Consider the following 11,980-nt stretch of genomic DNA (forward strand, 5'->3'; position numbering starts at 1 on the left):
GGCAGGGCGCTAGCGCCCGCCCGCCACATCCAGGAGCGCCCCGCTGGTGTAGGACGCCTCCTCGCTGGCCAGCCAGAGAATCGCGTTGGCCACTTCCTCGGCTTCGCCGCCGCGCCCCATGGGTACCGACTGGCTCACCCGCCGGACCCGGTCCGGTTCGCCGCCACTGGCGTGGATCTCGGTGCGGATCACACCGGGGCGCACCGCGTTGACCCGAATCCCGTCCATTGCCAGTTCCTTGGCCAGGCCCAGGGTCATGCTGTCGATCGCACCCTTGGCTGCCGCGTAGTCGATGTACTCGTTCGGTGCGCCGATGCGCGCGGCGATGGAGGACAGGTTGACGATGGCGCCACCCTGTCCGCCATGGCGGGTGGACATGCGCTTGATGGCTTCCCGCGCACAGAGGAAGCTGCCCGTCACGTTGGCTCGCAGCACCCGCTCGAAACGGGCGACGTCCATGTCTTCCAGGCGCATCTGGCGCTCCAGCATGCCGGCGTTGTTGACCAGCACGTCCAGCCGCCCGAATGCCCGGTCCAGCTGTTCGAACATTGTTAGTACCTGGGCTTCATCGCCGACGTCCGCACACAGGGCCAGGGCGCGGCCGCCAGCGACCTCGATTTCACGCACCAGCGCTTCGGCCGCGTCCCGCTGCTGCCGATAGTTGATGCCCAGGGCATAGCCGCGCTGCGCGGCCAGGCGCGCCGTCGCGGCGCCGATGCCGCGGCTGGCACCGGTGATCAGCATGACTTTCATGAGTTCTTCCTCGGGGTCTTGAAAAGCTTTCGGGCGTCCATATCTAGGTTACTGCAGGATGCCGAAGTCGGGTCCCGCACTCGAAATACTTGCTGATTATTCAGGAGATCAACATGAGCACTGCATTTTCCCTCGCCCCTCTGTTCCGTCATTCCGTGGGTTTCGACCGCTTCAACGACCTGTTCGAATCTGCCCTGCGCAATGAAAGTGGCAGCACCTATCCGCCCTACAACGTCGAGAAGCATGGTGACGACGAGTACCGCATTGTCATTGCCGTAGCCGGCTTCCAGGAAGAAGACCTGGATATCCAGGTGGAGCGCGGCGTGCTGGCCGTCAGCGGCGGCAAGCGCGAGAGGAGCGACGAGTCTGTCACCTACCTGCACCATGGCATCGCCCAGCGCGCCTTCAAGCTGTCGTTCCGCCTGGCCGACCACATCGAGGTCAAGGCCGCCGCTCTGCAGAACGGCCTGCTGAATATCGACCTGGTGCGTGTGGTGCCGGAAGAGGCGAAGGCCAAGCGTATCCCGATCAACGGCCAGCGCGCAGTGCTGGAAAACTGATCTCCGGGCTTCACCGGAAAAGAAGAGGGCGCCCACGGGCGCCCTTTTCGTTTTCCTGTGGAATTCATTCGCGATTGAAATCTCCCACAGGGCGGGAAGGCTTTTGTGGGTTGGGTCGGGCGGCGCTCCGCGAGCCTGCAAATCCCAACGCAGCGGACTTGCCCGGCTGCGTTGGGCCTCGTTCCTCGGACCAACCTACGGGAAACAATGTGCCTGCCCGATTCGCGAGCAGAGCTCGCTCCTGCACCTGCTTCAGGCCGGCTGCGGTCGCTGCTGGCTGTGGGCGAGCAGGGCGCGGAACTCGGCCAGCGGCACCGGCTTGCTGTACAGGTAGCCCTGGTACAGGTGGCAGCCCTGCTGTTCGAGGAAGTCCAGCTGCTCTCTGCGCTCGACGCCCTCGGCAATCATTTCCAGGCCCAGGCTGCGGGCCATGGCGACGATGGCGCGAATGATTTCCGCATCGTTGGGGTCCTGGGTGGCGTCACGGACGAAGGACTGGTCGATCTTCAGCGCATCCACCGGCAGGCGCTTGAGGTAGGTCAGCGAGGAATAGCCGGTGCCGAAGTCGTCCATGGCGAAGCTTGCACCCAGTTTCTTCAGGCGGCGCATCTTGCCGATGGTGTCCTCGATGTTCTGGATGACGATGCCTTCGGTGACCTCCAGCTTCAGCACCTGGGCTGGAAGTTGGCTCCGTTTCAGGGCGCGCTCCACACGCTCGACGAAGTCGCTCTGGCGGAACTGCCGGGGGCTGATGTTCACGCAGAGACCGAAATCCTTGGCGTTGACCAGGCCTTCAGCAAGCAGTTGTTCGCAGGCGTTGCAGGCTTCGTCCAGCACCCAGGCACCCACGTCGAGGATCAGTCCGCTCTCTTCCAGCACCTGGATGAACTGGCCGGGGGATTGCGGCCCCAAGGTCGGATGTTGCCAGCGGAGCAGGGCTTCGGCGCCGACTATGCGGTTGTTGCGTGCGTCCACCTGGGGCTGGAAGTGCAGCTCGAACTCGTCGCGGGCCAGTGCCAGGCGCAGGTCGCTCTCCAGACGCAGGCGTTCGCTGGCGGCCTCCTGCATGGTGCTGCGGAAAATCTGGATCGCGTTGCGGCCGGAATCCTTGGCCCGGTAGAGGGCGATGTCGGCGCGCTTGAGCAGGTCGGCCGGACTCGCGCCGTGGTCCGGGATCAGGGCGATGCCGATGCTGGGGGTGACCTGGAGGCGGTGACCTTCGACCAGCATGGGCTCGGCCAGCAGCTTGCGCAGCTTGTCGGCGATTCCCCGGACCTGATAGGTGACTTCCGAGCGCTTGCCTTCGAGCCCGGTCAGCAGCACCACGAACTCGTCGCCGCCCAGGCGCGCCACCGTGTCTTCCAGGCGCACGCTGGCTTCCAGGCGGGCGGTGACCATCTTGAGTACGGCATCGCCGAGCGGGTGGCCGAGCGAGTCGTTGATGTGCTTGAAGTGGTCGAGGTCGAGGAAGAGCAGGGCGCCGCGCATCTTGTGGCGCTGCAGCAGGGCGATCTGCTGGGTCAGGCGGTCGGTCAGCAGTGCGCGGTTGGGCAGGTTGGTCAGCGGGTCGTGGTAGGCCAGGTGCTGGATCTGCGCCTGGGCGTCCTTGAGCGCGCTGACGTCCCGGGCGGTGAGCAGCAGGCACGCGGTGCCCTCCAGGTCGATCTGCTCCACCGAGACTTCCACCACCTTCTGGCTGCCGTCGCGATGCTGGCCGATCATCTCCAGGTGATGCACACGCCCATTGCGCCTGAGCTCTTCGAGCATTTGGTCGCGTTCGCTGGGCCTGGCCCAGATGTTCATCTCCTTCGAGGTTCGGCCCAGCACTTCGTCGGCGCGGTATCCGGTCAGGCGGCTGAAACCTTCGTTGATCTCGATGTAACGGCCGCTGTCGCGCTCGGTGATGGTGATCGCGTCGGGGCTGGAGTGGAACGCCTTGGCGAACTTCTCCTGGCTGGCCTTGAGTGCCGCTTCGGCCTGCTGGCGCGCGGTGATGTCGCGGAAGGTGGTGGTGATGCACAGCTGGCGTTCGACGCGGATGAAGCGGCTGGACACCACGCAGGTCAGCAGGCGGCCGTCACGGGTGAGGAAGCGTGCTTCGACGTTGTCCAGCCCCTGGTTGCGGAGCAGTTCGCCGAACACTCGTGTGCGCTGCTCGGGATCGGCCCAGAACTGCAGCTGTGGGGCGCTCCTGCCGACGATCTCCTCGGGCTGCCAGCCGAACACTTCGCTGAAACTCGGGTTGATCTCGATGAACACGCCGTCACGAATGCGCGAAACGCAGATCGGGTCGGGGCTGGCCTGGAACAGGGTGGCGAACTTCTCTTCCGAGGCCGCCAGGCGCTGTTCGCGGCGAACCCGTTCGCTGATGTCAATGAGGATGCCGGTCATGCGGACCGGGTTACCGAGGTCGTCGCGGTAGAGCTTGGCGGTACTTTCCAGGTAGTGCACCTCGCCGTTGCTGAAACGGGTGCGATAGGTCACCTGGTAGTCGTTGCCGCGTCCTTCCAGCAGCGCCTGGTAAGCGTGGCGCATGGTCTGGCGGTCTTCTTCCGGCACGCAGACGAAAAATTCCCGGAACTCGCCTTCGAACGGCTCCCTGGCCAGTCCGTGGAGGGCTGAGGCGCGTGCGGAGCCATAGAGGATGCCGGTCGCGATATGCCAGTCCCAGGTGCCGAGGTCGGCGGACTCCAGCGCCAGGTTGAGGCGCTCCTGGCTGTCCTTCAGGGCCTGCTCCTGGGCGCGCTGGCGTGTGACGTCGCGGATCACGCCGACCATGCGTCGGCGGCCGTCGCTCGTGGGCTGCTGCAGGCTGCCGCTGATCTCCAGCCAGTGCAGCGTGCCATCGGGCCAGCGAATGCGATGGCACATGGAACGTTGGGGTTTGCGACCGTCGAGCACTTCGCGGAACAGCCGCAGTACTTCGACGCGGTCTTCCTCGGGGATCAGCTGAATGTATTCCACCGGCTGCCGCAGCGGGCGGTTGGGGTCCAGGCCGAACAGCGCCTGGGCGCCACGGGACCAGTTGACCTGGCCGGAATCGATGTCCCAGGACCAGGCACCCAGACTGGCGCCGTTCAGCGCGGCCAGAAGGCTCGCGGCATCTTGCCAGGATTGCTCGAAGGCGATGGGGTCGAGGGCAGGAATATGGGGAAGCGGAAGATTCGGGTCACTGGCTTTGCGCATGCGCGCCCCTTTCCGTCGAGAGGGCAGATATCCGGGCCGGTGAACGGCGGAAGGTTCCTACTGCCTTCCGGCCCTTTTCTTATGTGATGCGGCTCAAATTAGCCTTTGCCTTCACAGGTACGCAAGGTTGTCGCGTTGCGCGTCCAGCAGCGCCATGAAGGCCTTGGCAGCGTTGGACAGGGTGCGCTCGGTGTGCAGGATGTAGCCGAGCTGGCGCGACAGCTGGATGTCCTGCAGCGGCAGGCGCACCACCGAGTCGTCGAGCATGGTGCGCGGCAGCACGCTCCAGGCGATGCCGATGGAAACCATCATCTTGATGGTTTCCAGGTAGTTGGTGCTCATGGCGATGTTCGGCGTCAGCCCTTCCGCCTCGAACATGCGCCGCACGATGTGGTGGGTGAAGGTGTTGCCGCCGGGGAATACCGCCGGGTGCCGCGCCACATCGGGAAGGAAGATGGTCTTGTCGCGGGCTAGCGGGTGTTCCGGCGCGGCGACGAAGTCCAGCGGATCGTTCCACACCGGCACCGCCTGCACTGGCAGGGCGGTTTCCGGCGCCAGGGTGATCACTGCCAGTTCCACGCGGCCGTGGAGAATCTCTTCGTAGGCCACTTCCGAGTCGAGGAACTGGATGTCCAGCGCGACCTGGGGATAGGCGCGGGTGAAGGCGCGCAGCAGGGGCGGCAGGCGATGCAGGCCGATATGGTGGCTGGTAGCCAGGGTCAGGCGGCCGCTGATGTCGCCGGACAGGTTGCTCAGGGCGCGGCGGGTATCGTCCAGCACATTGAGGATCTGGTAGGCGCGGGGGAGCAGGGCGCGCCCGGCCTCGGTCAGGCTCACTTCACGGCCCAGGCGGTCGAACAGGCGTACGCTGAGCTGTTGCTCCAGGGAGGCGATTCGTTTGCTCACCGCTGGCTGGGTCAGGTGCAGGCGTTCCCCGGCTTCGGAGAAGCTGCCGGTTTCGGCAATGGCGATGAAGGCGTTGAGGCTGGCCAGATCCATGACTGGGCTCCGTGGCTGAAGAGGGCCGCTGGGTTCTACATTCCATTGTGGAATGCTTTAAATAAAAAATATGAATTTGAGTTATTCGATGCAAGTCCCTAGGATCGACCTCACAAGCAAAAGGGGCTTTCGACCCCTGCGCACAGAAACAAGCTGATGAGGACCTGACGATGGCCGGCAAGACGCTCTACGACAAGCTCTGGGATGCTCACGAGGTGAAGCGCCGCGACGATGGTTCGTCGCTGATCTACATCGACCGGCACATCCTTCACGAAGTGACCTCGCCGCAGGCCTTCGAAGGGCTGCGCCTGGCTGGACGCAAACCCTGGCGCGTCGACGCCAACATCGCCACCCCGGACCACAACGTGCCGACCACCCGCGCCGAGCGCCAGGGCGGCCTCGAAGCGATCGCCGATGAAGTGTCGCGCATCCAGGTCAAGACCCTGGACGAGAACTGCGATGACTTCGGCATCCTCGAGTTCAAGATGAACGACGTGCGCCAGGGCATCGTCCACGTAGTTGGCCCGGAGCAGGGCGCTACCCTGCCGGGCATGACCGTGGTCTGCGGCGACTCCCACACGTCCACCCACGGCGCCTTCGGTGCGCTGGCCCACGGCATCGGCACCTCCGAGGTCGAGCACGTGCTGGCTACCCAGTGCCTGGTGGCGAAGAAGATGAAGAACATGCAGGTCCGCGTGGAAGGCAAGCTGCCTGCCGGCGTCACTGCGAAGGACATCGTGCTGGCCGTGATCGGCAAGATCGGCACCGCCGGCGGCAACGGCCACGCCTTGGAATTCGCCGGCAGCGCCATTCGTGACCTGTCCGTCGAAGGCCGCATGACCATCTGCAACATGTCCATCGAAGCCGGTGCCCGCGTGGGCCTGGTGGCGGTGGACGAAAAGACCATCGCCTACGTGCAAGGCCGTCCCTTTGCACCGAAGGGCGCTGACTGGGACAAGGCCGTGGCCGCCTGGCGCAACCTGGTGTCCGACGCCGACGCGCATTTCGACACCGTGGTCGAACTGCGTGCCGAGGACATCAAGCCGCAGGTGAGCTGGGGCACTTCGCCGGAAATGGTGCTGCCCGTGGACCAGCGCGTGCCGGACCCGGCTGCGGAAGCCGACCCGGTCAAGCGCGATTCCATCGAACGCGCGCTGAAATACATGGGCCTCACTGCCAACCAGGCAATCACCGATATCCAGCTGGACCGCGTGTTCATTGGCTCCTGCACCAACTCGCGCATCGAAGACCTGCGCGCCGCCGCGGAAGTGGCCAAGGGACGCAAGGTCGCTGCTACCGTCAAACAGGCGCTGGTGGTGCCAGGTTCCGGCCTGGTCAAGCAGCAGGCCGAACAGGAAGGCCTGGACAAGATCTTCATCGAGGCGGGTTTCGAATGGCGTGAACCGGGCTGCTCCATGTGCCTGGCGATGAACCCGGACCGTCTGGAGAGCGGCGAGCACTGCGCGTCCACCTCCAACCGCAACTTCGAAGGCCGTCAGGGCGCCGGTGGCCGTACCCACCTGGTCAGCCCGGCCATGGCTGCCGCCGCTGCGGTGACCGGCCGTTTCGTCGATGTTCGCGAATTGCTCAAGTAAGGAAGGAGAGTCGAGATGAAAGCCTTTACCCAACACACCGGTCTCGTCGCTCCGCTGGATCGCGCCAACGTCGACACCGACCAGATCATCCCCAAGCAGTTCCTCAAGTCGATCAAGCGCACCGGCTTTGGTCCCAACCTGTTCGACGAATGGCGTTACCTGGATGTGGGCCAGCCCAACCAGGACAATTCCAAGCGTCCGCTGAACAAGGACTTCGTGCTGAACTTCCCGCGCTACCAGGGTGCCAGCGTGCTGCTCGCCCGCGAGAACTTCGGTTGCGGTTCCTCCCGCGAGCACGCGCCCTGGGCGCTGGACGAATACGGCTTCCGCGCCATCATCGCGCCGAGCTACGCGGACATCTTCTTCAACAACAGCTTCAAGAACGGCCTGCTGCCGATCATCCTGAAGGACGAGGAAGTCGACGAGCTCTTCCAGCAGTGCGAGGCCACCGAGGGCTATCAGCTGACCGTTGACCTCGCCGCACAGACCGTCACCCGTCCGGATGGCAAGCAATACAGCTTCGAGGTGGACGCGTTCCGCAAGCACTGCCTGCTCAACGGCCTGGACGACATCGGCCTGACCCTGCAGGATGCCGACGCGATCAAGGCTTTCGAAAACAAGCACCGCCAGGAAAGCCCCTGGCTGTTCCGCGACGCCTGAACGACAAGGAGAGCAACGTGAGCGACAAGGCCCATGAGCAAGTGGTCCAGCGGCAGTTCGGCGAGCAGGCCGCTGCCTACCTGAACAGCGCCGTGCATGCCCAGGGCTCCGAGTTCGCCCTGTTGCAGGCCGAGGTGGCCGGGCGCGGCGACGCGCGTGTGCTGGACCTCGGTTGCGGCGCGGGCCATGTGGCGTTCCAGGTGGCACCGCTGGTCGGTGAAGTTGTCGCTTACGATCTCTCCGCGCAGATGCTCGATGTCGTGGCCAGTGCTGCTGCCCAGCGTGGCCTGCGCAACGTCGTCACCCAACAGGGTGTGGCCGAGGCGCTGCCGTTCGCTGACGCCAGCTTCGAGTTCGTCTTCAGCCGCTACTCGGCGCATCACTGGAGCGACCTGGGCATGGCCTTGCGCGAAGTTCGTCGTGTCCTCAAGCCGGGCGGCGTAGCCGCATTCATCGACGTGGCTTCGCCCGGACGCCCGCTGCTGGATACCCATCTGCAGACCGTCGAAGTGCTGCGAGACACCAGCCACGTGCGCAACTACTCGCCCGCCGAGTGGCTGCGCCAGGTGGCCGAGGCCGGTTTGCAGGTACGTAGTCACACGCGCCAGCGGTTGCGCCTGGAGTTCGCCTCCTGGGTCGAGCGCATGCGCACGCCGGTGGTATTCCGCGAGGCCATCCTGGCCTTGCAGGCAGCCGTGGGCGATGAGGTGCGCGAATATTTTGAAATTGCCGCGGACGGCTCCTTCAGCACCGATGTCCTGGTGCTCTGGGCCGAACGCTAGAACGCATTGCATGGCGCGGAGCGCGCCTAACGAGAGGAAAGCATGAGCAAGCAGATTCTGATTCTCCCCGGCGACGGTATCGGCCCGGAGATCATGGCCGAAGCGGTCAAGGTGCTGGAGCTGGCCAACGAGAAGTTCCAGCTGGGTTTCGAGCTGACTGAAGACGTCATCGGCGGCGCCGCCATCGACAAGCACGGCGTGCCGCTGGCCGACGAAACCCTGGAGCGCGCACGCAAGGCCGATGCCGTGCTGCTGGGGGCCGTGGGCGGTCCGAAGTGGGACAAGATCGAGCGCGACATCCGTCCGGAACGCGGCCTGCTGAAGATCCGTTCGCAACTGGGCCTGTTTGCCAACCTGCGCCCGGCCATCCTCTATCCGCAACTGGCCGAAGCCTCCAGCCTCAAGCCGGAAGTGGTCGCCGGACTGAACATCCTGATCGTCCGTGAGCTGACCGGCGGCATCTACTTCGGCCAGCCCCGCGAGCAGCGCGTGCTGGAGAACGGCGAGCGCCAGGCGTACGACACCCTGCCGTACAGCGAAAGCGAGATCCGCCGCATCGCCCGCGTCGGCTTCGACATGGCCCGCGTGCGCAACAAGAAGCTGTGCTCGGTGGACAAGGCCAACGTGCTGGCCTCCAGCCAGCTGTGGCGCGAAGTGGTGGAAGAGGTGGCCAAGGATTATCCGGACGTCGAACTCAGCCACATGTACGTCGACAACGCCGCCATGCAGCTGGTGCGCGCGCCCAAGCAGTTCGACGTGATGGTCACCGACAACATGTTCGGCGACATCCTGTCGGATGAGGCTTCCATGCTTACCGGTTCCATCGGCATGCTGCCTTCTGCTTCGCTGGATTCGAACAACAAGGGTATGTACGAACCCTGCCACGGCTCGGCACCGGATATCGCCGGCCAGGGCATCGCCAACCCGTTGGCGACCATACTTTCCGTATCGATGATGCTCCGCTACAGCTTCAACCAGACCGTTGCCGCCGACGCCATCGAGAAGGCCGTCAGCCTGGTGCTGGACCAGGGACGGCGGACCGGCGATATCTACTCCGCCGGTTCGACCAGGGTCGGTACTCGCGAAATGGGCGATGCAGTGGTCGCGGCACTGCGTAATCTGTAATCTGTCGGGCCCGCCGGAATGCCGGCGGCCCACTTTTCAAGAAAGGTGTAGTTGTCATGAAGCGTGTAGGTCTGATCGGTTGGCGCGGCATGGTGGGTTCCGTTCTCATGCAGCGAATGCTGGAAGAGCGGGATTTCGACCTGATCGAGCCGGTGTTCTTCACCACTTCCAATGTCGGTGGCCAGGGCCCTGCGGTCGGCAAGGACATTGCCCCGCTGAAGGATGCCTACAGCATCGACGAGCTGAAGAGCCTCGATGTGATCCTGACCTGCCAGGGCGGCGACTACACCAACGAGGTGTTCCCCAAGCTGCGCGAGGCCGGTTGGCAGGGCTACTGGATCGACGCCGCTTCCAGCCTGCGCATGCAGGATGACGCGGTGATCGTCCTCGATCCGGTGAACCGCAAGGTCATCGACCAGAAGCTGGACGCCGGTACCAAGAACTACATCGGCGGCAACTGCACCGTCAGCCTGATGCTGATGGCACTGGGCGGCCTGTTCGAAGCCGGTCTGGTGGAGTGGATGAGCGCCATGACCTACCAGGCGGCCTCCGGCGCCGGTGCGCAGAACATGCGCGAGCTGATCAAGCAGATGGGCGCCATCAACAGTGCCGTTGCCGATGACCTGGCCAACCCGGCCAGCGCCATCCTCGACATCGACCGCAAGGTGGCCGAAGCCATGCGCGGCGAGGATTTCCCCAGCGAGAACTTCGGCGTTCCCCTGGCTGGCAGCCTGATCCCGTGGATCGACAAGGAACTGCCCAATGGCCAGAGCCGCGAAGAGTGGAAGGGCCAGGCCGAGACCAACAAGATTCTCGGTCGCTTCAAGAGCCCGATCCCGGTGGATGGCATCTGCGTGCGCATCGGCGCCATGCGTTGCCACAGCCAGGCGCTGACCATCAAGCTGAACAAGGACGTGCCGCTCGCCGACATCGAAGGCATGATCAGCCAGCACAATCCCTGGGTGAAGCTGGTGCCCAACCAGCGCGAAATCAGCATGCGCGAGCTGAGCCCGACCGCCGTGACCGGCACCCTGAGCGTTCCGGTCGGCCGCCTGCGCAAGCTCAACATGGGCTCGCAGTACCTGGGCGCCTTCACCGTCGGCGACCAGCTCCTCTGGGGCGCCGCCGAGCCGCTGCGCCGCATGCTGCGCATCCTGCTGGAGCGTTGATGGCAAGGAGGGTGTCGATGAGGCTCGTCGACACCTTCTGACCCTCGATTGCCTGCGTGCGGGGTGGCGGTTAAAGTGCCGCTCCCCGCATCGCCAGAAGTTCTTTCCCCATGAGCCAGTCCCTCGACATCGCCGTGATCGGCGCCACCGGCACCGTTGGCGAAACCCTCGTCCAGATCCTCGAAGAGCGGGAATTCCCGGTCGGTAACCTGCACCTGCTCGCCAGCGGCGAATCCGCGGGCGCGTCGGTCGCCTACAAGGGCCGCAACCTGCGGGTGCGGGACGTGGCCGACTTCGATTTCTCCCAGGCTCATCTCGCCTTCTTTGCTGCCGGCGAGGCGGTGACCCGCAGTTTCGCTGCGCGTGCGACGGCCGCCGGTTGCTCGCTGATCGACCTGTCCGGTGCCCTCGATCCGGCTGACGCGCCCAGTCTGGTTCCGGAAGCCAATCCACAATCGCTCGACACGCTGACGGCGCCGTACCGGCTGACCAGTCCCAGCGCCTGTGCGGTGGCCCTGGCTTGCGTGCTGGCGCCGCTTGGCGATCTGCTCAAGCCGCAGCGCCTCAGCGTGATGGCCAGTCTCGCGGTTTCCAGCCGTGGTCGCGAAGCCGTCACTGAACTGGCGCGCCAGACCGCCGAGCTGCTCAATGCGCGCCCGCTGGAACCGCGCTTCTTCGATCGGCAGATCGCCTTCAACGTCCTGGCCCAGGCCGGTGCACCGGATGCCGAGGGCCATATCGCCCTGGAGCGGCGACTCGCGGGCGAGATCAAGCAGCTGCTCGGCGTGCCGGGCCTGCGGGTGTCGGCGACCTGCGCCCTGGCTCCCGTCTTCTTTGGCGACAGCCTGGCGGTATCCGTCGTGGCCGGGCAGCCGGTCGACCTCGAACGGGTGCGCGAGCGGCTGGCGACGGCGCCGGGTGTCGAATTAGTAGAAGACGAGGGCGATTATCCGACCGCTGTCGGCGACGCCGTGGGGCAGGATTCGGTATATGTAGGAAGGGTTCGGGGTGGGTTGGATGACCCCTGCGAACTCAATTTGTGGATTGCTTCTGATAATGCGAGAAAAGGCGCTGCGCTCAATGCCGTGCAGTCTGCCGAGTTGTTGATAAAACACTATCTGTCAAAGATACTTACCTGAAAGTTTGTAGAT

Annotated in this window: 10 protein-coding genes; 7 read left to right on the forward strand and 3 right to left on the reverse strand. The window is 64.7% G+C overall.

The features are described 5' to 3' along the window. Nucleotides 1-9 precede the first annotated feature (9 nt). On the reverse strand, nucleotides 10-744 hold the full coding sequence (locus ACFW0B_RS14360) for an SDR family oxidoreductase (protein WP_449149311.1): 735 nt from the start codon (nucleotides 742-744) through the stop codon (nucleotides 10-12). 122 nt (nucleotides 745-866) lie between these two features. Here ACFW0B_RS14360 and ACFW0B_RS14365 point away from each other — a divergent pair, with 122 nt between their 5' ends. Next, entirely contained in the window at nucleotides 867-1,313 is a 447-nt protein-coding gene (locus ACFW0B_RS14365; RefSeq protein WP_449149217.1) for an Hsp20 family protein, read from the forward strand. Between the two features lie 252 nt (nucleotides 1,314-1,565). Here ACFW0B_RS14365 and ACFW0B_RS14370 read toward each other — a convergent pair whose 3' ends face one another. After that, on the reverse strand, nucleotides 1,566-4,499 hold the full coding sequence (locus tag ACFW0B_RS14370; protein ID WP_449149219.1) for an EAL domain-containing protein: 2,934 nt from the start codon (nucleotides 4,497-4,499) through the stop codon (nucleotides 1,566-1,568). Between the two features lie 111 nt (nucleotides 4,500-4,610). Further along, complete coding sequence (locus tag ACFW0B_RS14375) at nucleotides 4,611-5,498, reverse strand: LysR family transcriptional regulator (protein WP_449149221.1); 888 nt, start codon at nucleotides 5,496-5,498, stop codon at nucleotides 4,611-4,613. 170 nt (nucleotides 5,499-5,668) lie between these two features. Here ACFW0B_RS14375 and leuC point away from each other — a divergent pair, with 170 nt between their 5' ends. The 6 genes from leuC to ACFW0B_RS14405 all read left to right on the forward strand — a co-directional run bounded on the left by leuC (nucleotide 5,669) and on the right by ACFW0B_RS14405 (nucleotide 11,968). Continuing rightward, nucleotides 5,669-7,093 (forward strand): 3-isopropylmalate dehydratase large subunit, encoded by a 1,425-nt coding sequence (gene leuC / locus ACFW0B_RS14380; RefSeq protein ID WP_449149223.1) that lies wholly within the window; start codon nucleotides 5,669-5,671, stop codon nucleotides 7,091-7,093. 15 nt (nucleotides 7,094-7,108) lie between these two features. Then, a complete protein-coding gene (gene leuD, locus ACFW0B_RS14385) occupies nucleotides 7,109-7,753 on the forward strand; it encodes a 3-isopropylmalate dehydratase small subunit (RefSeq protein ID WP_449149225.1) in 645 nt (214 codons plus the stop codon). Nucleotides 7,754-7,770: 17 nt separating this feature from the next. Further along, entirely contained in the window at nucleotides 7,771-8,535 is a 765-nt protein-coding gene (locus ACFW0B_RS14390) for a class I SAM-dependent methyltransferase (RefSeq protein ID WP_449149227.1), read from the forward strand. A gap of 42 nt (nucleotides 8,536-8,577) precedes the next feature. Beyond that, nucleotides 8,578-9,660, forward strand: a complete 1,083-nt coding sequence (gene leuB, locus ACFW0B_RS14395) for a 3-isopropylmalate dehydrogenase (RefSeq protein WP_449149229.1) — start codon at nucleotides 8,578-8,580, stop codon at nucleotides 9,658-9,660. A 56-nt stretch (nucleotides 9,661-9,716) separates the two neighbouring features. Beyond that, nucleotides 9,717-10,829 (forward strand): aspartate-semialdehyde dehydrogenase, encoded by a 1,113-nt coding sequence (gene asd, locus ACFW0B_RS14400; RefSeq protein ID WP_449149231.1) that lies wholly within the window; start codon nucleotides 9,717-9,719, stop codon nucleotides 10,827-10,829. 110 nt (nucleotides 10,830-10,939) lie between these two features. Further along, entirely contained in the window at nucleotides 10,940-11,968 is a 1,029-nt protein-coding gene (locus tag ACFW0B_RS14405) for an aspartate-semialdehyde dehydrogenase (protein ID WP_449149233.1), read from the forward strand. Nucleotides 11,969-11,980 lie beyond the last annotated feature (12 nt).

It is taken from the genome of Metapseudomonas phytobenefica, assembly GCF_043392685.1.
Taxonomy (GTDB): Bacteria; Pseudomonadota; Gammaproteobacteria; order Pseudomonadales; family Pseudomonadaceae; genus Metapseudomonas.